Here is a 23,110-nt window from a genome sequence, read left to right on the forward strand (position 1 = left end):
GCCATGTCGACCTTCAACACGCCGATCGATTGGGCGACCAGCAGCGCCGAACGCCAGGCCGAGCTGCTGATGCGCCCGGCCATCGCCGCCTCCGACAGCATCACCCGCACGGTGAGCGAGATCCTCGACAACGTGAAGGCCAACGGCGATCGGGCGCTGCGCGACTACAGCGCCCGTTTCGACAAGGCGGAAGTCTCGGCGCTGCGCGTCAGCGCCGAGCAGATCGCCGCCGCCGCCGCGCGGTTGGGCGACGACATCAAACAGGCGATGGCGGTGGCCGTCGCCAACGTGGAAACCTTCCACAACGCGCAGCGACTGCCGCCGGTGGACGTCGAAACGCAACCGGGCGTGCGCTGCCAACAGGTGACCCGCCCCATCGACTCGGTCGGCCTGTATATTCCCGGCGGATCGGCGCCGCTGTTCTCCACCGTGCTGATGCTGGCGACGCCGGCACGCATCGCCGGCTGCCGCCGGGTGGTGCTGTGCTCGCCGCCGCCGATCGCCGATGAGATCCTGTATGCGGCGCAGCTGTGCGGCGTGCAGGAAGTGTTTCAGGTCGGGGGCGCGCAGGCGATCGCCGCCCTGGCGTTCGGCACCGAGAGCGTGCCGCGCGTGGCGAAGATCTTCGGGCCAGGCAACGCCTTCGTGACCGAAGCCAAGCGGCAGGTCAGTCAGCGCCTTGATGGCGCGGCCATCGACATGCCGGCCGGCCCTTCGGAGGTGCTGGTGATCGCCGATGCCGGCGCCACTCCGGCGTTCGTCGCTTCCGATCTGCTGTCGCAGGCCGAACACGGCCCGGATTCGCAGGTGATCCTGCTGACGCCGGACGCGGCAATGGCGCAGGCGGTGGCCGAAGCGGTGGAAAGCCAGCTGGCCGAGCTGCCGCGTGCCGAGACCGCCCGTCAGGCGCTGGCGAGCAGCCGCCTGATCGTAGCGCGCGATCTGGCTGAGTGCGTGGCCATCAGCAACCGCTACGGCCCGGAGCACCTGATTATTCAGACCCGCAATGCGCGCGAACTGGTGGACGGCATCACCAGCGCCGGTTCGGTGTTCCTCGGCGACTGGTCGCCGGAGTCCGCCGGCGATTACGCCTCCGGCACCAACCACGTGCTGCCGACCTACGGCTACACCGCCACCTGCTCAAGCCTTGGGCTGGCCGACTTTCAAAAACGCATGACGGTGCAGGAGCTGACGCCGCAGGGCTTCAGCAACCTGGCCGCCACCATCGAGACGCTGGCTGCCGCCGAGCAGTTGATCGCCCACAAGAACGCCGTGACCCTGCGCGTCGCCGCCCTGAAGGAGCAAGCATGAGCATCGAAAAACTGGCGCGCGCCAACGTTCGCGAGCTGACCCCTTATCAATCGGCGCGCCGCCTCGGCGGCAAGGGCGACGTATGGCTGAACGCCAACGAATACCCGATCGCCCCGGAATTCCAGCTGAGCGCGCAAACCTTCAACCGCTATCCGGAGTGCCAGCCGGCGCAGGTGATCGAACGCTACGCCGCCTATGCCGGGGTGAAGAAAGAGCAGGTGCTGGTCAGCCGCGGCGCCGACGAGGGCATCGAGCTGCTGATACGCGCCTTCTGCGAGCCGGGCAAAGACGCCATTCTGTTCTGCCCGCCGACCTACGGCATGTACGCCGTCAGCGCCGAAACCTTTGGCGTGGAGCGCCGCACCGTGGCCGCCAAAGAGGACTGGCAACTGGATCTGCCGGCCATCGCGGACAGCCTGGATAACGTGAAGCTGATCTACGTCTGCAGCCCGAACAACCCGACCGGCAACCTGATCGACCCGGACTCTCTGCGCAGTCTGCTGGAGCTGGCCAAAGGCAAAGCGATCGTCGCGGTGGACGAAGCCTATATCGAGTTTTGCCCGCAGGCTTCGGTGGCCGGTTGGCTGAGCGACTACCCGCACCTGGCTATTCTGCGTACGCTGTCAAAGGCCTTTGCGCTGGCCGGCCTGCGCTGCGGCTTTACGCTCGCCAATGAAGATCTGATCGCCCTGCTGCTGAAGGTGATCGCCCCTTACCCGCTCTCGACGCCGGTGGCGGATATCGCCGCGCAGGCGCTGAGCGAAGAAGGTATCCGCACCATGCGCCAGCGCGTCACCGACATCGCAGCCACCCGCAGCTGGCTGCAGCAACAGCTGGAGAAATGCGCCTGCGTCGAGCAGGTTTTCGCCAGCGACAGCAATTACCTGCTGGCTCGCTTCACCGCCTCAAGTAATGTGTTTAAAAGCTTGTGGGATCAGGGCATTATCTTACGAGACCAAAACAAACAGCCCGGGTTGTCCGGCTGCCTGCGCATCACCATAGGCACCCGCGACGAATGTCAACGCGTGGTGGACGCGTTGTCCGCCCTGCCCGGCGCCAACCAGACTCGCCAGGAGCCAATGTGAGCCAAAAAATCCTCTTTATCGATCGTGACGGCACGCTGATCGCCGAGCCACCGGAAGATTTCCAGGTTGACCGTCTGGACAAGCTGGCGCTCGAGCCAGACGTGATCCCTTCCCTGCTGGCGCTGCAACAGGCGGGATATCAGCTGGTGATGATCACCAATCAGGATGGGCTCGGCACCGCCAGTTTCCCGCAGGAGACCTTCGATCCGCCGCACAACCTGATGATGCAGATCCTCAGTTCGCAGGGCATTCAGTTCGCCGATGTGCTGATCTGCCCGCACCTGCCGGCGGACAACTGCGACTGCCGCAAGCCGAAAACCGCGCTGGTGAAAGGCTACCTTGAACCCGGCGTGCTCGATACCGCGCACAGTTACGTGATCGGCGATCGGCCGACCGATGTGCAGCTGGCGGAAAACATGGGCATCCAGGGGCTGCGTTACCAGCGCGGCGTGCTGGGCTGGAAAGAGATCGTGCGCCAGCTGACCCTGCGCGACCGTCACGCGCGGGTTAATCGCGTGACCAAAGAGACGCAGATCGACGTCAACGTCTGGCTGGATCGCGAAGGCGGCAGCAAGATCAAAACCGGCGTCGGCTTCTTCGATCACATGCTGGATCAGATCGCCACCCACGGCGGCTTCCGCATGGAGATCGACGTCAAAGGCGACCTGTATATCGACGATCACCACACGGTAGAGGACACCGGCCTGGCGTTGGGTGAAGCGCTGAACAAGGCGCTCGGCGACAAGCGCGGCATCGCCCGCTTCGGCTTCGTGCTGCCGATGGACGAATGCCTGGCGCGCTGCGCGCTGGATATCTCCGGCCGCCCGCACCTGGAGTACAAGGCCGAGTTCAACTATCAGCGCGTCGGCGATCTCAGCACCGAAATGGTCGAGCACTTCTTCCGTTCGCTCTCTTACACCATGGGTTGCACGCTGCACCTGAAGACCAAAGGCAAAAACGACCACCACCGGGTCGAAAGCCTGTTCAAAGTGTTTGGCCGCACGCTGCGCCAGGCGATCCGCGTCGAGGGCAATACCCTGCCGAGTTCGAAAGGAGTGCTGTGATGAACGTGGTGATTTTGGATACCGGCTGCGCCAACCTGGCCTCCGTCACCTATGCGGTGCGGCGCCTGGGCTATCAGCCGGAGGTGAGCCGCGATCCGGAGATCGTGCTGCGCGCCGACAAGCTGTTCCTGCCGGGCGTCGGCACTGCGCAGGCGGCGATGGATCAGCTGCGCGAACGCGATCTGATCGAACTGATCAGGGCCTGCACTCAGCCGGTGCTGGGCATCTGCCTCGGCATGCAGCTGCTGGCGGCCAGCAGCGAAGAGAACGGCGGCGTGACCACGCTCGGCCTTATCGATACGCCGGTCAAGCAGATGACCGACTTCGGCCTGCCGCTGCCGCACATGGGCTGGAACCAGGTATCCGCGCAAGCGGGTCACCATCTGTTCCGCGGCATCGATGACGGCGCCTACTTCTATTTCGTACACAGCTATGCGATGCCGATATGCCCCAGCACCATCGCCCAGGCGAACTACGGCGAGCCCTTCACCGCCGCCGTGCAAAAAGACAACTTCTTCGGCGTGCAGTTTCATCCAGAACGATCTGGAGCGGCCGGCGCGCAACTGTTGAAAAACTTTCTGGAGATGTAGGCAGCATGATTATTCCGGCTTTGGATTTGATCGACGGCAACGTGGTGCGTTTGCATCAGGGCGATTACGGCCAACAGCGCGACTACGGCAACGATCCGCTGCTGCGCCTGCAGGACTATCAACAACAGGGCGCCCAGGTGCTGCACCTGGTCGATCTGACCGGCGCCAAGGATCCGGCGGCGCGCCAGATCTCGCTGCTGCGCAAGCTGTTGGCGGGGGTTAACGTCCCGGTGCAGGTCGGCGGCGGCATCCGCAACGAGCAAGACGTCAGCGCCCTGCTGGAGGCCGGCGCCACGCGCGTGGTGATCGGCTCCACCGCGGTGAAACAGCCGCAGTTGGTGCAAAGCTGGTTCGAACGCTACGGCGCCGACGCGCTGGTACTGGCGTTGGATGTGCGCATCGACGCGCAGGGCGTGAAGCGCGTGGCCATCAGCGGCTGGCAGGAAGACTCCGACGCCACGCTTGAACAGGTGGTGGAACAGTTCCTGCCCTACGGGCTGAAACACGTGCTGTGCACCGACATTTCACGCGACGGCACGTTGGCCGGTTCCAACGTGGCGCTGTATCAGGAGATCAGCCGCCGCTATCCGCAAGTGGCCTTCCAGGCCTCAGGCGGCATCGGCAATCTGGACGACATCGCCCAGCTGCGCGGCAGCGGCGTTGCCGGCGTGATCGTGGGGCGCGCCCTGCTGGAAGGTAAATTTAGCGTTGAGGAGGCGATTGCATGCTGGCAAAACGGATAATCCCGTGTCTGGATGTTAAAGACGGGCAAGTGGTGAAAGGCGTGCAGTTCCGCAACCACGAAATCATCGGCGACATCGTGCCGCTGGCGCAGCGCTATGCGCAAGAAGGCGCGGACGAGCTGGTGTTTTACGATATCACCGCCTCGAGCGACGGCCGGGTGGTGGACAAAAGCTGGGTGTCGCGCGTGGCGGAGGTGATTGATATTCCGTTCTGCGTCGCCGGCGGCATTAAAAGCGCCGAGGACGCCAGCCAGATCCTGTCTTTCGGCGCCGACAAGATTTCGATCAACTCGCCGGCGCTGGCCGATCCCGATCTGATTAGCCGCCTGGCGGATCGCTTTGGCGTGCAGTGCATCGTGGTGGGCATCGACACCTGGTTCGACAGTGAAACCGGCAAGTATCACGTCAATCAATATACCGGCGACGAGAGCCGCACCCGCGTCACCCAGTGGGAAACCCTCGACTGGGTGCAGGAAGTGCAGCGCCGCGGCGCCGGTGAGATCGTGCTGAACATGATGAACCAGGACGGCGTGCGCAACGGTTACGATCTGCAGCAGCTGCGCCAGGTGCGCGAGGTCTGCAAAGTGCCGCTGATCGCCTCCGGCGGCGCGGGCACGATGGAGCACTTCCTGGAAGCGTTCCGCGATGCGGACGTCGACGGCGCCCTGGCGGCATCGGTGTTCCACAAACAAATCATCAATATCGGCGAACTGAAAAGGTTCCTGGTCGAACAAGGCGTGGAGATTCGCGTGTGCTGACAGAACAACAGAGAAACCAGCTGGACTGGGAAAAAACCGACGGCCTGATGCCGGCCATCGTGCAGCACGCCGTTTCCGGCGAAGTGCTGATGCTGGGTTACATGACGCCGGAAGCGCTGGCGACCACCGAGCAGAGCGGCAACGTCACCTTCTTCTCGCGCACCAAGCAACGCCTGTGGACCAAAGGCGAAAGTTCCGGCCACTTCCTCAAGGTGGTCAGCATCACGCCGGACTGCGATAACGACACGCTGTTGGTATTGGCCAACCCGATCGGCCCGACCTGCCACCTGGGCAACAGCAGCTGCTTCCATCCGGCCGCCAGCGACTGGACGTTCCTCTATCAGTTGGAACAGCTGTTGGCGGAGCGCAAGCACGCCAGCCCGGACAGCTCGTACACCGCCAGCCTGTACGCCAGCGGCACCAAGCGCATCGCGCAGAAAGTCGGGGAGGAAGGCGTGGAAACCGCGCTGGCCGCCACGGTCAACGATCGCGAAGAGCTGACCAACGAAGCTTCGGACCTGATCTATCACCTGCTGGTGCTGCTGCAGGACCAGGATCTGGATCTGAGCGCGGTGATCGGCCGGCTGCGCGAGCGGCATCAGAAAAAAGCGTGACGTTAAACCACGCGCAATAAAAAAGCCGCCGGGCGTTAACCTCGGCGGCTTTTTTTATCGCTCAACGGGCGGGGTTATTCCATCCATTCGGTATGGAACACGCCTTCCTTGTCGATGCGTTTGTAGGTGTGCGCGCCGAAGTAGTCGCGCTGCGCCTGGATCAGGTTCGCCGGCAGCACCGCTGAACGGTAGCTGTCGTAGTAGGCGATCGCAGCGGAGAAGGTTGGCGTAGGGATACCGTTCTGCACGGCGTAGGCCACCACGTCACGCAGCGCCTGCTGGTACTCGTCGGCGATTTGCTTGAAGTATGGCGCCAGCAGCAGGTTGGCGATATCGGCGTCCGCTGCGTAAGCGTCGGTGATCTTCTGCAGGAACTGGGCGCGGATGATACAGCCGGCACGGAAGATCTTGGCGATTTCGCCGTAGTGCAGATCCCAGTTGTTTTCTTTAGACGCGGCTTTCAGCTGAGAGAAGCCCTGCGCGTAGGACACGATTTTGCCCAGATACAGCGCGCGACGCACTTTCTCGATGAATTCAGCTTTGTCGCCAGTGAACGGCGCCACTTTCGGGCCGGTCAGCACTTTAGACGCGGCAACGCGCTGATCTTTCAGCGAGGACAGGTAGCGTGCGAATACCGATTCGGTGATCAGCGACAGCGGTTCGCCCAGATCCAGCGAGCTCTGGCTGGTCCATTTGCCGGTGCCTTTGTTGGCGGCTTCGTCCAGGATCACATCGACCAGGTATTTACCTTCTTCGTCTTTCTTGGTGAAGATGTCTTTGGTGATGTCGATCAGGTAGCTGTTCAGTTCACCCTTGTTCCACTCGGCGAAGGTTTCGGCCAGCTGCTCGTTGCTCAGATTCAGCGCCTGTTTCAGCAGAGAATAGGCTTCGGCAATCAGTTGCATGTCGCCGTATTCGATGCCGTTGTGCACCATCTTCACATAGTGGCCGGCGCCGTCTGCGCCGATGTAGGTCACGCAAGGCTCGCCTTCCGCAACCGCAGCGATTTTCTCCAGGATTGGCGCCACCAGCTCGTAAGCTTCTTTCTGGCCGCCAGGCATGATGGAAGGCCCTTTCAGCGCGCCCTCTTCACCGCCGGAAACGCCGGTGCCGATGAAGTTGAAGCCCTGGTCGGACAGTTCGCGGTTACGACGGATGGTGTCCTGATAGTAGGTGTTGCCGCCGTCGATCAGGATATCGCCCTTGTCCAGGTGCGGAGTCAGCGAGGCAATGGTTTTATCCGTTGCTTCGCCCGCTTTCACCATCAGCAGGATGCGGCGCGGTTTTTCCAGTGATTCGACAAACTCTTCAACGGTGTAATACGGCGCCAGATTCTTGCCCGGGTTCTCAGCGATCACTTCGTCAGTTTTGTCGCCAGAACGGTTGAAAATGGAAACGGTGTAACCACGGCTCTCGATGTTCAGCGCGAGGTTGCGGCCCATTACCGCCATGCCGACAACGCCGATTTGTTGCTTGGACATTTAGGAACTCCTGTCTGAGGATGACCCTGCCGGCAACGTCGGCCAGCAGGTTTTGTGATGTGGCACACATGTTAACTCAGGATTGAGCCGGGTGGGTAGTGATTGGTGCGATAGGTCACATAACTCGTCTAAATTTTCAGTAACCTGCCAGACCATTCAATCGGGCTTATTATGCCTTCCCAGCAGGGATTCGTAGATTTTCGCGTATGCCTCGACCATTTGTTTGGAGGTGAACATCTCTTCGTAGCGTTCATACGCCTTATTACCGAATGTCTCCGCCAACTTGGGGTTCTCCCAAAGCTTATCCATTGCCTTTCTCAATGCCGAAGGATCCGATGGAGGGATCACCAGTCCCGTCTGATCATTGACGTTGATAAAGGTAGTTCCTGTCCCTATTTCACTTGAAATCATGGGTTTTCGGTACATGGCACCTTCCAGTAGCGAAATGCCAAACGCTTCCGAGCGTAAATGTGACGGAAATACAATACCATAGCTCAGCGTCAGTAGTGCCGATTTATCCTCATCCGGCAATGCGCCAAGAAAATGAACGTTTTTCAGTCCCAAGTTCTGAGCCTGCTCACGCAATTCACTTTCGATCGGCCCGGCCCCTACGATCACGATAGGATAGTTTGCACCGATAGCCGCCTCTAGCAGTATATGTAACCCTTTATAATAGCGTAACGTGCCAATAAATAAGAAAAATGGTTGGCCGAGCTGACGCTGCCATTTTTCCAAGCGGCTCGGCTCTGGCACCGGATATGTCTCTTTATCCAGACCTATCGGAATCACAGAGACTTTATTTTTGAACGTTTCCAATACGTCACTGGTGGCCACATAGTTCGGTGATGTTGCTACGATGCAATCTATTTTACGCAAGAACAGGTGCATCAGTGGCTTATATAACCTAAGAAGGTTTTTTTGCCTGATAATATCAGAGTGATAACTAACTACTGTCGGCTTATTCACTCCCGAGAGGAAGTGTACAAGATCCATGTATGGCCATGGGAAATGATAGTGGATGATATCCGCTTGCTCGCTGAGCTCTTTAAATTTCTTTATGACACGAAATGAAAATGGGTTAGATGCAATGCTGAAATCTTGTCTGACTTTATGAGCTGTATGCTGTGAAATAGTTTCGCAACTATCCTTATCTGCAGGCGTTACGGACAAAACATCCGTCGATATACCCTTCTCTACCCCACCTTCAGCGAGTTGGTATATCACTTGCTCAATGCCGCCAAATGAGTCAGGATAATAGGTTTTATAAAAATGGAGTACTTTAATCATTATTAGTCAATTTTTGATAAACGTTTAAAGTTTGGCTAGTGCAATTTTTCCAGGAAAACGTTGCTGCATGTGACAAACCTAATGCAATTGCATCCTTTCTCCACGCTTCATCTGTCAGCCCTCTGATAATAAGCTGCGTTAATAAGCTGACATCCTCAGGAGAGTGAGTTAATGCCGCATCACCTGCGATTTCCGGCAAAGATGAACTGTTGGAACAAATCACCGGAGTTCCCGAGCTCATCGCTTCCAATACCGGAAGCCCAAAGCCTTCATAGTGTGATGGGAAAACAAACAGCCTGGCTGCAGAGTACAATAATGGCAATTCTTCTGCAGCCGCAAATCCCAGATACTTAAGCCATCCCTCACGCTGTCCTCGCTCTATTTCCTGCATAATGTCATCATTGCGCCATCCCTTATAGCCGGAGAGGACTAATGGATAACGGGCACGCAATCCGTCAGGCAGTTTTCTATAAGCATGAATAAGGGAAAGAATATTCTTCCTCGGCTCAATGGTACCAACGAATAAGGTGAAGGCTTTATAGCTTAAATCAAATTTTTTTAAAACTCCAGATACGTTTTCTACCTGACGAGGGTAAAAATCAGGCGAGCTTGCCAGATGAACCGTGTGGATTTTCTCAATTGGATAATCGAAATATTCATGAATCTCTTTACGAATATAGTTCGAGACCGTGATGAGACCATTCGCCCTCGACAATGCTTTCATCATTTCTTTCTTGGTATAACGATTCCTTTTAGGATCGAAACAGTGCTCCCATTTAAAAGGAGAAAGATCATGAAACGTTGCCACTGCAGGGCCGTCAAAAGGAGGGAGGAAATAATTAGGCCCATGAAAAAGGCAACGTTCGTAGCCACGCAGCGCCTTCTTTTTTAGTTGTGGCATAAGCAATCTGTAGGTCTCAATAGCCAATGAATTGCTCTGCACAATTTTTTTCAACCAGTGACTACTATCAGATGTATTTTTTGCCGTAGGTATGTTAGATAAAAAACGGGTACCGGAGAAAAAATTTAGTTCTTCAATTTCGTTGTGGCTTTGCAAGCCTTTTGCCAACTCATAGGTATAACGCCCTATGCCAGTCAACGGGAACTTGATAGGCTCAACGGAAAGAATTATTTTCATCTAAAATCACATTCCATAGAATATCTATGCTTTCAACATAGTAGATTCAATGCAGTAGTAGAAATCACACCTACTGCATTGAATAAGGCTATAGCTAGAGGAGGTTATTTGAAATGTTTTGCTCTTAACAAGCCCGCACACATGTTTTCTAGCCGTCTGGCAACGGCATGATAATCATGCTGCTCGCACCACGCATCAGCACGTCGTTGCGTTTCAACTGCACTCGAAGAGTTTTTAACAATCTCAGAAATAATATCTGCAATACCTTCAGCAACATCCACTACGGAGGTTCCCTTCAATTTGAAGACAGCGTCACCAAGATCATCAAAAATAGCGAGCGGCGTCACTGCCACAGGTTTATGCGTCGCCATGCCGTAGCGAACGGCACCACTGGCCGATTCGCCGGTATTTTGATACGCGAAAACCAGCAGATCGGCGTCAGAGAGCAGACGTAAGCTTTCTTTATCATCAAGAAAATCATTATGCATCTCAACCAGATCTTCAACCTTCAAATTAGCCGCAGTCTCTTTAAGCTCACGAACCAAAGCGGTGGATTCACTGACGGGGTATTCCGCATTGACCAACCTTAGTCGAATAGGGTTCCCCGCTTTTTTCAAATAGGCCACGGCTTCGATAAGTTCCTTCAACCCTTTATGCGGCAGGCAAAAACCATAGCTGGCAACCAAAGGCGGCAGATTGCGATGAGCAGTCGATGCCAGAGCGGGATAGTTAATCACGCCATGTGGGAACAGAGTGACATTATTGACTAGTCCAAGCAACTTCAGACGGTTGATATCAGCAATAGAATGAACCAGCAAACGGTCACACATTTTCAACGCGTCAGTCATTTCTGATAAACGGAAATTCCAATACGGCTCTTTTTCGATCGGATCAACCGTCGAATGCATGGCCATAACGATAACCCGTCCCGCCTGGTGATGCCTTTTGATAAAGGCAGATAACTCGCGGTGGTTAAAGAATCCATAGTTAAACTGGATGACCAAGGTGTTCAGATTCAGGGTTTCAATTTGAGTATCTAAAGCATCAAGGTAATTGTCTTCTTTTCCAACAACCCAACTCCTCAGAACGTTACCTTCGTCCGCATGTACCAGGTCATTTGCTGTCGGTGCAAAAATCACAATTTGGTCGCTGGGCATGTCAGCTACCAAATGTTGGGAATAGGTGGCAATGCCGCATTTGGTATTCCACGTCGAGAGCCAGCCAATCCGGGGTTCCACTTGAGCGACGTCAAAATGCTTACGCAATTCGCCTACCGCAGCCTTTGATCGCGCGCAACCGAGCTCCAGGTAAACTGACTAAGTATCAGTTCACGCCCTTTTGCTGCCATTGCCGATAGTTGCTTTTTGTCAGTCGCCGCCGCCTGCGCCATCGCCTCGGCCAGTTTATCAATATCGGCATGCACCCATGATGAAGAAAACAGGCCAAAATGGGTCTTCGCGCGTTCAAAACGATAATCAACCAGCCATGAATTTTCCTGCGTGCAAAAATCAAGCTGCCCGCTCCAACCAGTGGTGATAGCGGGTAAACCGCTCAACATCGCCTCCGCAATCGGCAAACCAAATCCTTCAGCACAGCTTGCCGCCACCAAGACATCACACTGTTCATAGAGCGCTTTCAGCTCTTGTTCCGGCATATCCTGCTCGATAATAATGACATGGGGATAATTGACGTGCCGCTTCTGAGCTTGCGTTAGCCATGCCTGAATTTCATTGTGCGGGTTAGGGAAAGTTTTGATGACCAGGGAAACATCATCCTCTCCGGTAAAAGCGGCGCCATAGGCCGCCAGCATCGCCTGAACCCCCTTCCGCGGGAAGCACGAAGAAACATGCAGGAATTTGAATGCTTTGGCGTTCAGTTGCGGAGGATTGGCTGACTGAATCCGCTCCCAGTGCTCGCAACCATTCCCGACATTAAAAACGGGAACTTTAGTACCATTATCAATCAATACTTTGCGCACATGTTCTGAAGTGCAAAGGATCGCATCCAATTCACGGTTGAAATTATTGATCCAACCTTGTGGAAAGCCACTTTCTTCCCATGCATAGCAATGCAAAAGCTTCACATCCGCAGCCATGTTGCTGACACGTGGCGGATAGATATTGCGGCTCAATACATTAACCTGCTGCTCACTCCGCTGCTGCAAACGCGAATGGAATGCCTTCAAATCCGCATTACTTTCATCACTTAGGAAGGTTTCATTTGGAGCAAAGTCGCCAGGCCCTTCCGTTGAATGCAGCAGAACGTCAACATTGTCGCGACTGAGTGCTCGCGCGAATTCTCGATTTACCAAAGCCAGGCTATAGGAGCTGTCAAAAGGTCCTTCAACGCGCCAAGAGAGAGACTCTAGCGCAATGCCTTGCAACTCGAGTCTTTTGGCATTTCTATCCATCGCCTCAGCGGTTGACCGCAGATCGTTATCCGAAGGCTCTTCACGACATTTGATCGAGGAAACGGCGGAGATCAATTGCGATGACGTTACCGATTCAAACTCCACATCTCCGGCCTCAGCAACTAACCGCTCAAAACGAGACAAGGCGATAGTTCCCGCCTTATCCCACGAAAACTTGGCGGATTGCTCCAAAGCGTGTTTCTTTAATTGAGCGAGGAAAACGTCATCGCTTAAAGCCTGTTGAAGCTTGTCGCTTATTGACTCAACAGAATAGGGATCAAACAGCGCATCGGCATAACCGATCACTTCCGGGATACTGGTGACGTTAGAACCGATTGTCGCCGCACCGCACGTCATGGCCTCCAGAATCGGTAATCCAAAGCCTTCATGCAACGAAGCAAAGACAAACAACTTGGCCAACTGATAAAACACGACCAGATCCTGTTCCGATACATATCCAGTCAGAACCATCTCGTCATCACGCAGTTGTTGATTACGCGCGATGGAATGCAGATAACTGCGATCGCTGTCCGATAGCTTACTAACGATAACCAGTTGATTTTTTTCACGCAATTCAGGCGTTAATTTGCTGTAAGCCTCAATCAACCTCTTGAAGTTTTTACGGGAGTCAAAACCGCCAGGAGCATAAAGTACGACATCACGGGTAATGCCATATTTCTCTTTTAATTCAGAAAAATTATTAGCGGAAATCTCGCTGATATCAAAATGTTCTTCGGTCGCCGCCGAAATCGTGCACACTTTGCTTTCGGGAATATCCAACCACTCAATCACCTCCGAAGAAGTATAGTCCGAGTTGGTCAGCAGCAGATCCGCGTTCTTCAACCAATTGATTTTCTTTAAATAATAATCTTTATAAACGTCATCTTGCAGGTAAACATCCGCTTGTACCAAAGGGATTAGATCGTGATGCAACACCGCCACTTTAGTTTTTGGCGTTAATTTAGCGATCGACGTCACCGCATTATCTACATGCCCTTCGAACAAACTGGTTATAAAAACGACATCAGGTTTAAGATTATGTAAGAAGGCTTCACGCACATATTCTGCACACTCACTGCGCCAAGCATTGTTTCTATCCATCGCTCTGACAGGGCCAGGCGCATACCAGATAACGATATTTTCGGCCGGCACTAAGCGAGCAAATTGCGCTTTAAGTTCAGCGATGGTTTCGGGAAACAGCGCAGACAAAGCAATAAAAATTTCGTGTTGACTGTTATTACGGATGATTGCCTTTGCAATCGAAAGAGTATAACGGCCAATACCCCGAAAACGGCTTTCCGTTTGTGCTCCTTGCAGGTCAATAACAATACGCATTATGAATCCCCGTGTTTCTTATTATTTATTCTCTTTAGCTGCTCATATATATCGATAGCTCTGCTCGTCATATTTTCCTTATACACAACATGACGTTCATTCACCATAAGATCGGCGTGATAGTCAGGTGCGGAAATTAAAACCCGTCTGAAAACAGATTGCAGAAATCGGTAAGCACCCAGCTTTCTAGCGCTGGAAAGAATGAATGCTTTGAATTTAGGATGTTCATGGAATAAAGCCAGAGCCGTATTTATTCCCTTTCTCAAAACCTTTTTGGCTGCTTTGCGAGCTCGAGTTTTAACGCCTTGCTCACGTACCGCTTTAAATTGATATGAAACCCAACGCAATGGGGAGGTCACACGCCAGGAATTGCTGGTATGCGCATCAAAAAGCTGTTGTTGCAGACTCTGATTGTTAGCATGTACGTCAATGAGCTGCTGCTGTAGGCTTTGATTATTAGCATGTACAGCCATCAGCTCTTGATGTGACTTGTCCAATTGGTGCTGAAAACGCTCCAATTGGTTACTCACTTCGTGGAACTTCACTGTCTGCGCACGCAACGCCGTGTTCATTCGCTTAAACTCGTTATTCAAGCGTAGGTCATAGCGATCGCTTAAGCCGTCGAGAGTAACCCCATATTCTTTATCAAAATAGGCGTCCAACTCACCGACAATCGATGCCTCACCCTCTTTTTGGGCAATCATGCTATAGTCTGGGCTGACACCTTTCAACACATCGACCAAATATACCGATGTCCCTTCGTCTCTCAGTGCCGCTTTTTCCTGCAAACGCAGTATTTTAGTTCTCAGAAAACCGTAATAGTTCGGAATGAATTCGAGCAACGCTGGAGGCAGCGGATGGTTGTGCGTCGGATCCATATAAAAAGAACAGGTTCCAACGCTTACATTTTCGGGGTTTGGCGTCTCCAGAATCAGCAAACCACCGGGTTTAAGCACCCGCAACGCCTCTTTCACCAAAGACTGTAAAAACTCGAAGGGCAGATGTTCTGCGATATGAAAACCGGTGATGGCCAGTAGACTGCCGTCCTCCTGCTGCTGGAGGAAATCCAGGCAGTCCATTTTCTTCACGTTCAGCCCAACCTGCAAAGCACGTTCGAGCATACCATCATCGAGATCAACCCCCATGGCAGGAATAGCATTATCTCGCAAGATCTCGAGCCATTCTCCACGCCCACAGCCAACATCGACAACTTCAGCTGAAGGGTAAATTTTTGCCAACGCCATAATAAAAGGAAGATATACAGATAAGCGTTGTTTGATATCTTGCACGCTCCCCCGATGTTTTTCCTCAAAAACGCGATAAAAATTACCACTCATTCAAAAATCTCCAACTTAGGGGGCAACCAAGCTACTCCAATAAAATCTTTCTCGTTTGAATTAACAACGTTGAAAACAACCGCCAGATCGCGCCATTCGTAATTTTTTCCAACATGAGTTCCTGCCGTATGTAACGCTACGGCAACCGAGTAAGACCCAACCCCCAAATTGGCAGAGAACGCAAATGAAAAGGTTCTCGATTCATTCTCTTTCAAATCGAATAATGGCTGTTTCAGATGATGAGTATTGGTACCAAAAACCGGCTGTCCCAATCGGTCTTTAATCAAATATCCCACGACAAGTTCAGGAACAGCCTCATTGACATGCACCTTCACCTGAAGGTTGACAGGTTGCCCTACCGCTACCACCTCAATACTTTCACCTTCGGTACTAAGAAGACTAATATCGGTAATAGTTGCCTCGCCTGAGCCAGAGAGCGTCTGCAATTTTCCATTATTTTCAACCTGACGAATCGACACATTTTGCTTATCAGCGAGTAGGGCATTATAGTAATCCATTACTGCTTCAGGCTCACCCTCCATTTCTACTCTGCCTTTGTTAAGCAAAATAGCTCTATCACATATGCTTTGGATCGCTTGTTTGTCATGTGACACGAGCAAGAGGGTGGTTCCTAGCTTGCGAAACTCACGTATCCGCTCGAAACTCTTATGCTGAAAATAAGCGTCACCAACAGATAAGGCCTCATCAACAATCAAAATATCCGGGCGAATCGCTGTTGCAACGCTAAATGCCAATCGAACTTGCATACCGCTTGAGTAAACACGAACCGGTTGATCGATATAATCACCGATCTCAGCGAACGCCTCGATTTCCGGCATAAGTTCCGTAATTTTTTCGACGGACATACCCAGCAGTTGCCCTGACATATAAACGTTTTGGCGCCCGGTAAAATCCGAGTGAAAGCCCATGCCGAGCTCCAATAATGCCGCAACTCGACCGTCGAGAGCAATTTCGCCGCAGGTTGGTTTCGCTGTGCCAGTAATCAATTTCAGTAATGTACTTTTACCGGCACCGTTAATACCAATAATGCCTAACGCCTCACCAGGCTCAACATGAAAACTGATGTTCTGCAGGATCCATTTTAGTTTATGTTTGACGGTGTTAAATGGCGAAATCCACTCAAGCAGACGCCCTGTCTTAGAGGCATACTGTTTGTATGCCTTGCCAACATTATGTACTTTTATGTAACTCATTATAACTCGTCCACCATATCTGCAGCGTGTTTCCTGAACAATCTCATACCAAACGCACAGAAAATTATGGCCAGAACCAATACTGGCCATAATGAGTACCAGTTAGGTTGCTGTTGGTATGCAAATATTGACTGGTATGCTTGCATAACTCGGGCCATTGGATTGTACATCAGCGATGTTCTGGCCCATTCAGGCAGCGAATTTAATACATAAACGATGGGTGTGAACCAGAACCAGAATTGCAATAATACGCCAACAAACTGCCCAACGTCCCGGAAGAAAACGTTCATCACGCCCAATGTCATACCCAGACCGACGGTGAACAGAACTTGCAGAGCCAAAACGGGTAAGACGGAGAAGAATAAAACCCCGGGAAAGTTTCCGGTAAAAACAAGAAAAATTAAAAACAGGCTAAATATAATGGCGAAGTTTAAAATCGCAGACGCGGTCACAATGACCGGTAAGCAAATTTTTGGGAAGCTGAGCTTTTTTATTAAGTTAGCATTAGTAATGAAGACACTTTGGCTTTTATCAAGAATTTCAGTAAATAATCCCCACGTCAGCACCCCAGAGCAAAGATAAATACTATAGGCAAAAGGACCTGAATTATCAGGCATCCGTGCCTTCATCACTTCTGAGAATACCAGTGTATATACCAAAATCATCGCTAACGGCTGCAATACCAGCCATAAAGCTCCCAACATGCTGGTTTGGTAACGGGACTGAAAGTCCCGCTTAATACTGCTCCAAATAAAACCCCGGTAACCATAGATGGCTAATAACATTTCTTTCATCGTTATTCTCCGCCTAAGAGCGCCAGAATCTCTTTAGTTTTTTTCTGCATCAATTCAACATCCCCTTTTGACTCAACATTCAAACGTACAACAGGTTCAGTATTCGATGTCCGCAGATTAAAACGCCATTCATTGAATTCAAGGCTGATACCATCTGTCATGTCAAAAGCCACGGCATCATCTTTGTAAACGCCTAAAACACGCTCAATGGCAGCTTTAGCATCAGGCAATTTGCGATTAATCTCACCAGATGCTGGATACGCTTCCATACGATCCTTCACTAGCTGACTCAACACACTGCCTTTAACTGAAAGTAAACCCGCTACCAATAGCCATGGAATCATACCGCTGTCACAATAAGCGAAATCACGGAAGTAATGGTGCGCACTCATCTCGCCACCATAGATAGCATCTTCTTTGCGCATGCGCTCCTTGATAAAGGCATGCCCCGTTTTGGACATAACAGGGATGCCACCAGCTTGGGTAACGATATCGATGGTATTCCATGACAGACGAGGATCATGAATAATCTTGGAGCCAGGGTTGGCTTGCAGGAAAGCTTCTGCCAATAGGCCAACGATATAGTAGCCCTCGATGAAAGCGCCCTTCTCATCAAACAGGAAACAACGATCGAAATCACCGTCAAAAGCAATTCCCATATCCGCCTGATGCTCAAGCACGGCTTTTGCTGTGTCATCCCGACATTCAGGTAATAACGGGTTAGGGATACCGTTAGGGAAATTCCCATCAGGTTGATGATGAACCTTTACAAAGGTAACGGGAATATTTTCTTGCTGGAAACGTCGCTCTATTTCGTCGATAACATGGCCTGCAGCACCATTTCCAGAGTTAATGACCAATTTCATTGGCTTCAATGCTGTTGCATCAATATACTTCAGCAAATGATCTACATAATCGGTGAGAATGGATATTTGTTGATAACTACCACGTTTATCCTTCACTACCGCAGGAAACGTATTTTCTTCCGCTAATTTTTTAATCGCAAATAAACCGGTATCACCACTAATCGGCTGAGCATTTGCCTTAACCAGTTTCATACCATTATAATTCATTGGATTGTGGCTAGCAGTAACTTCAATGCCGCCATCCATATTCAAATGGAAAGTAGCAAAATAGACTTCTTCAGTGCCACTCATACCAATGTCATATACGTCAACACCAGCATCCTGCAATCCGTTGGCGAGAGCCACTTTAAGAGACTCGCTGGTCAGCCGTACATCGCCACCTACGATAACGCGCTGAGGTTTCAGGTATTCGCCATAAGCTCGGCCGATACGATAGGCAATATCCTCATTCAGCTCTTCACCTAGTTGACCACGGATATCATACGCTTTAAAACAAGTTAAGGCACTCATTAAAACCTCAAAAATTAGCAACGACCGTAATGATCTTTAATACGGATAATGTCATCATCACCTAAATAAGAGCCTGACTGAATCTCAATCAGCTCCAAAGGAATATTTCCGGGATTTTCTAAACGGTGGACAACCCCAATTGGAATGAATGTCGACTGATTTTCGGTAAGTAAGAACGTTTTATCCCCCGTTGTTACTTTAGCCGTACCAGAAAGAACCACCCAGTGTTCCGTGCGGTGATGGTGCATTTGCAGAGAAAATGCTTCCCCGGGATTAACGGTGATACGATTGACATTAAAACGCTTTTCAGCAACCAAAATATCGCAAATACCCCATGGTCGATAAACCTCGCGGTGTCTTCGATATTCACTCCGCTTATGTTTTTTCAGATACTCAACAACTTTTTTAACGTCCTGAACTTTCGACTTATCAACCACGAGAACGGCATCTTTAGTGTTAACAATAACCAGATTATCTACGCCAACAGCCGCAACTAATTTTTCATCAGTATTGATATAGCAATCACGGGTATTATGCAGGAAAGTGTCGCCGGTCAATGCATTACCAGCCCCATCTTTCTGGCTGACTTCCCATAATGCAGACCATGAGCCGACATCACTCCAACCGGCATCCAGCGGGATCATGACCGCATCTTGTGTTTTTTCCATTACCGCATAATCGACCGACTCGTCTGGGCAACTCGCAAAGGCGTCGCGATTGACATTGATAAAGTTTTTGTCACATTCGGTATCATCCAGCGAGCGGCGACAGGCAGCCAGGATATCGGGACGGAATGCCTCCAGTTCCTCCAGGTAACGCTTGGCACGGAACATGAACATACCACTGTTCCAAAAATATTCACCGGAGTCGACATAGGCCTGAGCGGTTGCGAGATCAGGTTTCTCAACAAAACGTTTTACGTTAGCGGCCACCGCTTTATCATCGCAGCACTCTCCACGCTGGATGTAACCATAACCAGTTTCTGGACCTGTCGGCACAATACCAAACGTAACCAGGCTTTTTTCCGCTGCGTAAGGCAATGCTGCTTCGATCGCCTGGTGGAAAACATTAACATCCTTGATGATATGGTCTGCTGCCAATACCAGCATGATAGGATCGTTACCTGCTGCGGTAGCATTCAATGCAGCCAAAGCAATCGCTGGCGCAGTATTTCTGCCAATGGGCTCCAGGATAATGTTGTGTGACAACATATCAATTTGACGCAGCTGTTCAGCCACCATAAAACGGTGGTCTTCGTTGCAGATTACAACAGGCTCACCGATCTCCACGCCATCGAGTCGTTTCAACGTTTCCTGAAGCATTGAATTTACGCTGTGCAAGCGCAAAAACTGCTTAGGGTGGAGTTCTCGTGACATCGGCCATAAACGGCTACCAGTACCGCCTGCCATAATTACAGGTAATAACATTTTTTGTCCTTATGACGCTAAAAATATATAAAGCTTTAAATACAATATGTTAAGTTAGGTCACACCAATACATAACGTTCAATTATCGCGCTTACTGTTGCCTTATGCAGTGCTTAGATGAAGGCCAAACAGCAACGAAGGGCATTTCGCTGGCAGTGATAATACAGGAGATTACTCAACCTCTCACGGTGACGAAGGCCTGCAAAAATCACGCTACCGCCCTTGGCTCAACAGCTACCAACCGACTGATCTTGCTTTTGAATTTTATCCATGGCCAAAACTCGCCACACTGTTGTACCTCGCATATGGCACGAAAAGCCATACTCGTGTCCCCCCCTGTCAGGTATAGGGGGACGGATATAATAAATATTTTTGCTGCGTATGCTACCACCTTAGCCATCAAAACACCTGTAGATTATCCGCTTTTTCAGGCTTATCTGAGATGAACGCTCACTCAGCGCCCGAAAAGGGCTTAACCCGTGTAACAATCGCGATCGCATTGTTAAATACGTTATAATATTTAAAGAATGTGTATCCTGGTGGGATGCATGATTGCGATCGCAAACCGCAATCATGATCTAACAAAGAGAGGGAGCTTATCTGTAAGGTATTACTTTTGGTAACCTTGTGGATTAGTGCGCTGCCAATTCCAAGTATCGCGCATCATATCATCAATGCCTCGGCTGACTTTCCATCCCAGCTCCTGATAAGCCAGATCGGCATTGGCCCAGAAAGCAGGCAGGTCGCCATCGCGACGTGGCAAGATCTGATAGGGGATCGTTACGCCTGACGCTTTCTCAAACGCCTGAACCATCGCCAGCACCGAATGCCCTACGCCAGCCCCAAGGTTGTAGGCCTTAAATCCATTGATCTTTGGCAGATGATCCATCGCCTTCAGGTGGCCTTCGGCCAGATCCATGACATGGATGTAATCGCGTTCTCCCGTTCCATCGTTTGTCGGATAATCCCCACCGAAAATACCCAGCTTCTCCAGCTTGCCGATAGCCACTTGCGAGATGTACGGCAGCAGGTTATTGGGAATACCATTGGGATCTTCACCAATCAAACCGGACTCGTGAGCACCTACCGGATTAAAATAACGCAAGGCGATAATCGAGAACTGAGGCTCTGCTTTAGCGAAATCTTGCAGGATCTGCTCCACCATCAACTTTGATGTCCCATAAGGGCTGGTTGTCCCGCCGATCGGTGTCGTCTCTACATAAGGTACCGGCGAATTGGCACCATAGACAGTGGCAGAAGAGCTAAAGATAAAGTCGTGCACGCCGGCACGACGCATAGCATCCAACAACACCAGCGTGCCGGTAACGTTATTCTGATAATACTCCAGCGGCTTGCGCGTTGACTCCCCTACCGCCTTAAGACCGGCGAAATGGATCACGGCAGTGATCTCATGAGCGCCAAAGATGCGCTGCAGGCATTCGGCATCCTGAACGTCTCCCTGATGGAACTCTGCGGCTTTCCCCGACAGTTTCTCCACCCGCTGCAATGACTCCGCAGATGAGTTGGACAAATTATCCAACACCACGACGTCCTCGCCACGCTCCAGGAGCGATAGCACGGTGTGCGATCCGATGTAACCAGCACCACCGGTAACTAAAATTGCCATATCCCCCCCTTATACTTCGCAACATTCTTGATTCGACAAAAACGCCCTCATCGATACTGAGCGCATCATACAACCTTCTGGGCGTACCATGAAGAGAGAGCGGTAAAACCGCTCTCACCCTAGACTATTCAATGTATTAAGCGTTAAATTTGTGCACCGAGCAACGCCAAAATCTCGTCGGTCTTCGCTTGCATCAGCGCAACATCGGCTCGCGATTCGACATTAAGACGCACCACAGGTTCCGTATTGGAGGAACGCAGGTTGAAACGCCAGTTTGCGAACGACATACTGATGCCATCGGTATAGTCTACCTCATCCGCTTGAGCCAAATAGTATTGCTTGACGCTTTCAATGGACACGGCCGGCTGTGCCAGTTTGATATTGATCTCACCGGAAGACGGGTAGGCGGCAATGCGATCCTGTACCAGTTGCCCCAGAGTTTGTCCTTTCACACTGACCAGTTCGGCAACCAACAGCCACGGGATCATGCCGCTGTCACAATAAGCAAAATCACGGAAATAGTGGTGGGCGCTCATCTCACCGCCATAAATGGCGTCTTCTGCACGCATGCGTTCCTTAATGAAAGCATGGCCGGTTTTCGACATCACGGGCACGCCACCCGCATCGGTGACCACATCGACGGTATTCCAACTCAGACGCGGATCGTGGATGATCTTCGCTCCCGGCTGTTTCTGCAGGAAGGCTTCCGCCAGCAAGCCGACGATGTAATAACCCTCAATGAAATCGCCTTTTTCATCGAACAGGAAGCAGCGATCGAAATCGCCGTCGAACGCGATCCCCATATCAGCGCCATGCTCACGCACCGCATCGGCGGTATCCGCGCGACACTCAGGCAGCAAAGGGTTGGGAATACCGTTAGGGAAAGCCCCGTCCGGCTGGTGATGCACCTTGATAAACTCCAACGGCACGCCCCGCGCCTTGAGTTGCGCCTCGATGGCATCAATCACATGCCCTGCCGCACCGTTGCCCGAGTTGAGCACCAGCTTCAACGGCTTGAAGTTTTTCACGTCGACGTAAGACAGTATGTGCTCTACATAAGCCCCCAATACGTCCTGGCGGACATAGCTACCGCGCGTTGCTGCCGGCGCCTGAAAGTGATTTTTCTCCGCCAGTTCTTGAATCGCTCGTAGCCCGGTATCGCCGCTGATTGGGCGAGAGCCTTCGCGCACTAACTTCATGCCGTTGTAATCGATAGGATTATGGCTGGCGGTCACTTCCACGCCACCATCGGCTTTTAAATAGGTTGTGGCGAAATAGATTTCTTCGGTACCGGTTAAACCGATGTCTATCACATCAGTGCCTGAATCCTGTAACCCTTTCGCCAGCGCCAGTTTCAGGCTTTCACTGGTCAACCGCACATCGCAGCCCAACACGATCCGTTTGGGCTTCAAAAACTCGCCATAGGCACGTCCAATACGATACGCGATGTCCTCATTCAGCTCTTCACCCAACTTTCCCCGGATGTCATAAGCTTTAAAACACGTCAATTTTTGCATTA

At 51.8% G+C, this 23,110-nt stretch carries 17 protein-coding genes and 1 pseudogene; 7 read left to right on the forward strand and 11 right to left on the reverse strand.

Annotated elements, in window-relative coordinates; genetic code table 11:
- Positions 1-3: 3 nt before the first annotated feature.
- From hisD to hisIE, 7 genes are read left to right on the forward strand one after another with little or no spacing between them, the layout of a single operon-like run.
- Positions 4-1,311 (forward strand): histidinol dehydrogenase, encoded by a 1,308-nt coding sequence (hisD, locus tag L085_RS20355; RefSeq protein ID WP_004938796.1) that lies wholly within the window; start codon positions 4-6, stop codon positions 1,309-1,311.
- Positions 1,308-2,396 (forward strand): histidinol-phosphate transaminase, encoded by a 1,089-nt coding sequence (gene hisC, locus L085_RS20360; RefSeq protein WP_044031583.1) that lies wholly within the window; start codon positions 1,308-1,310, stop codon positions 2,394-2,396. The genes hisD and hisC overlap by 4 nt, the downstream gene beginning before the upstream one ends.
- Complete coding sequence (gene hisB, locus L085_RS20365) at positions 2,393-3,460, forward strand: bifunctional histidinol-phosphatase/imidazoleglycerol-phosphate dehydratase HisB (RefSeq protein ID WP_015377254.1); 1,068 nt, start codon at positions 2,393-2,395, stop codon at positions 3,458-3,460. The genes hisC and hisB overlap by 4 nt, the downstream gene beginning before the upstream one ends.
- The gene (gene hisH / locus L085_RS20370; protein ID WP_004938803.1) at positions 3,460-4,050 is read left to right on the forward strand and encodes an imidazole glycerol phosphate synthase subunit HisH; all 591 of its coding nucleotides are present in this window, start codon (positions 3,460-3,462) and stop codon (positions 4,048-4,050) included. The genes hisB and hisH overlap by 1 nt, the downstream gene beginning before the upstream one ends.
- Positions 4,051-4,055: 5 nt before the next feature.
- Complete coding sequence (hisA, locus tag L085_RS20375) at positions 4,056-4,793, forward strand: 1-(5-phosphoribosyl)-5-[(5-phosphoribosylamino)methylideneamino]imidazole-4-carboxamide isomerase (protein WP_044031584.1); 738 nt, start codon at positions 4,056-4,058, stop codon at positions 4,791-4,793.
- Complete coding sequence (hisF, locus tag L085_RS20380; RefSeq protein ID WP_015377252.1) at positions 4,775-5,551, forward strand: imidazole glycerol phosphate synthase subunit HisF; 777 nt, start codon at positions 4,775-4,777, stop codon at positions 5,549-5,551. Before hisA ends, hisF begins: the two co-directional genes overlap by 19 nt.
- Entirely contained in the window at positions 5,545-6,165 is a 621-nt protein-coding gene (hisIE, locus tag L085_RS20385; RefSeq protein WP_015377251.1) for a bifunctional phosphoribosyl-AMP cyclohydrolase/phosphoribosyl-ATP diphosphatase HisIE, read from the forward strand. The genes hisF and hisIE overlap by 7 nt, the downstream gene beginning before the upstream one ends.
- A gap of 74 nt (positions 6,166-6,239) precedes the next feature.
- Here the strand turns inward: hisIE and gndA are convergent, their stop codons facing one another.
- The 11 genes and pseudogenes from gndA to cpsG (L085_RS25460) all read right to left on the reverse strand — a co-directional run bounded on the left by gndA (position 6,240) and on the right by cpsG (L085_RS25460) (position 23,108).
- A complete protein-coding gene (gene gndA / locus L085_RS20390; RefSeq protein ID WP_004938815.1) occupies positions 6,240-7,646 on the reverse strand; it encodes an NADP-dependent phosphogluconate dehydrogenase in 1,407 nt (468 codons plus the stop codon).
- A gap of 156 nt (positions 7,647-7,802) precedes the next feature.
- Positions 7,803-8,933: a glycosyltransferase family 4 protein gene (locus tag L085_RS20395; protein WP_021504313.1), complete on the reverse strand. Its 1,131-nt coding sequence runs from the start codon at positions 8,931-8,933 to the stop codon at positions 7,803-7,805.
- Positions 8,926-10,071 carry a glycosyltransferase family 1 protein gene (locus tag L085_RS24880; protein WP_015377248.1) on the reverse strand — a complete coding sequence of 382 codons (1,146 nt, stop codon included), beginning with the start codon at positions 10,069-10,071 and terminating at the stop codon, positions 8,926-8,928. Before L085_RS24880 ends, L085_RS20395 begins: the two co-directional genes overlap by 8 nt.
- A gap of 104 nt (positions 10,072-10,175) precedes the next feature.
- Positions 10,176-13,816, reverse strand: a pseudogene (locus L085_RS20405) (glycosyltransferase).
- Positions 13,816-15,153 carry a class I SAM-dependent methyltransferase gene (locus L085_RS20410; RefSeq protein ID WP_044031586.1) on the reverse strand — a complete coding sequence of 446 codons (1,338 nt, stop codon included), beginning with the start codon at positions 15,151-15,153 and terminating at the stop codon, positions 13,816-13,818. Before L085_RS20410 ends, L085_RS20405 begins: the two are co-directional and overlap by 1 nt.
- Positions 15,150-16,367: an ABC transporter ATP-binding protein gene (locus tag L085_RS20415; RefSeq protein ID WP_015377245.1), complete on the reverse strand. Its 1,218-nt coding sequence runs from the start codon at positions 16,365-16,367 to the stop codon at positions 15,150-15,152. The genes L085_RS20410 and L085_RS20415 overlap by 4 nt, the downstream gene beginning before the upstream one ends.
- Complete coding sequence (locus tag L085_RS20420) at positions 16,367-17,161, reverse strand: ABC transporter permease (RefSeq protein WP_015377244.1); 795 nt, start codon at positions 17,159-17,161, stop codon at positions 16,367-16,369. The genes L085_RS20415 and L085_RS20420 overlap by 1 nt, the downstream gene beginning before the upstream one ends.
- Before the next feature lie 2 nt (positions 17,162-17,163).
- Positions 17,164-18,537 carry a phosphomannomutase CpsG gene (gene cpsG / locus L085_RS20425; protein ID WP_025302181.1) on the reverse strand — a complete coding sequence of 458 codons (1,374 nt, stop codon included), beginning with the start codon at positions 18,535-18,537 and terminating at the stop codon, positions 17,164-17,166.
- A gap of 14 nt (positions 18,538-18,551) precedes the next feature.
- On the reverse strand, positions 18,552-19,964 hold the full coding sequence (locus tag L085_RS20430) for a mannose-1-phosphate guanylyltransferase/mannose-6-phosphate isomerase (RefSeq protein ID WP_015377242.1): 1,413 nt from the start codon (positions 19,962-19,964) through the stop codon (positions 18,552-18,554).
- Positions 19,965-20,574: 610 nt separating this feature from the next.
- On the reverse strand, positions 20,575-21,591 hold the full coding sequence (galE, locus tag L085_RS20435; RefSeq protein ID WP_015377241.1) for a UDP-glucose 4-epimerase GalE: 1,017 nt from the start codon (positions 21,589-21,591) through the stop codon (positions 20,575-20,577).
- A gap of 143 nt (positions 21,592-21,734) precedes the next feature.
- The gene (gene cpsG, locus L085_RS25460) at positions 21,735-23,108 is read right to left on the reverse strand and encodes a phosphomannomutase CpsG (protein ID WP_015377240.1); all 1,374 of its coding nucleotides are present in this window, start codon (positions 23,106-23,108) and stop codon (positions 21,735-21,737) included.
- Positions 23,109-23,110: the final 2 nt, after the last annotated feature.

This window comes from Serratia sp. FS14, from assembly GCF_000695995.1.
Lineage (GTDB): Bacteria > Pseudomonadota > Gammaproteobacteria > Enterobacterales > Enterobacteriaceae > Serratia > Serratia nematodiphila.

What these genes read in the sequence shown, in the direction of transcription:
- hisD (WP_004938796.1), top strand. Translation starts at nt 4, where the DNA reads ATGTCGACCTTCAACACGCCGATCGATTGGGCGACCAGCAGCGCCGAA.
- hisC (WP_044031583.1), top strand. Translation starts at nt 1,308, where the DNA reads ATGAGCATCGAAAAACTGGCGCGCGCCAACGTTCGCGAGCTGACCCCT.
- hisH (WP_004938803.1), top strand. Translation starts at nt 3,460, where the DNA reads ATGAACGTGGTGATTTTGGATACCGGCTGCGCCAACCTGGCCTCCGTC.
- hisA (WP_044031584.1), top strand. Translation starts at nt 4,056, where the DNA reads ATGATTATTCCGGCTTTGGATTTGATCGACGGCAACGTGGTGCGTTTG.
- hisF (WP_015377252.1), top strand. Translation starts at nt 4,775, where the DNA reads ATGCTGGCAAAACGGATAATCCCGTGTCTGGATGTTAAAGACGGGCAA.
- gndA (WP_004938815.1), bottom strand. Translation starts at nt 7,646, where the DNA reads ATGTCCAAGCAACAAATCGGCGTTGTCGGCATGGCGGTAATGGGCCGC.
- L085_RS20395 (WP_021504313.1), bottom strand. Translation starts at nt 8,933, where the DNA reads ATGATTAAAGTACTCCATTTTTATAAAACCTATTATCCTGACTCATTT.
- L085_RS24880 (WP_015377248.1), bottom strand. Translation starts at nt 10,071, where the DNA reads ATGAAAATAATTCTTTCCGTTGAGCCTATCAAGTTCCCGTTGACTGGC.
- L085_RS20410 (WP_044031586.1), bottom strand. Translation starts at nt 15,153, where the DNA reads ATGAGTGGTAATTTTTATCGCGTTTTTGAGGAAAAACATCGGGGGAGC.
- L085_RS20415 (WP_015377245.1), bottom strand. Translation starts at nt 16,367, where the DNA reads ATGAGTTACATAAAAGTACATAATGTTGGCAAGGCATACAAACAGTAT.
- L085_RS20420 (WP_015377244.1), bottom strand. Translation starts at nt 17,161, where the DNA reads ATGAAAGAAATGTTATTAGCCATCTATGGTTACCGGGGTTTTATTTGG.
- cpsG (WP_025302181.1), bottom strand. Translation starts at nt 18,537, where the DNA reads ATGAGTGCCTTAACTTGTTTTAAAGCGTATGATATCCGTGGTCAACTA.
- L085_RS20430 (WP_015377242.1), bottom strand. Translation starts at nt 19,964, where the DNA reads ATGTTATTACCTGTAATTATGGCAGGCGGTACTGGTAGCCGTTTATGG.
- galE (WP_015377241.1), bottom strand. Translation starts at nt 21,591, where the DNA reads ATGGCAATTTTAGTTACCGGTGGTGCTGGTTACATCGGATCGCACACC.
- cpsG (WP_015377240.1), bottom strand. Translation starts at nt 23,108, where the DNA reads ATGCAAAAATTGACGTGTTTTAAAGCTTATGACATCCGGGGAAAGTTG.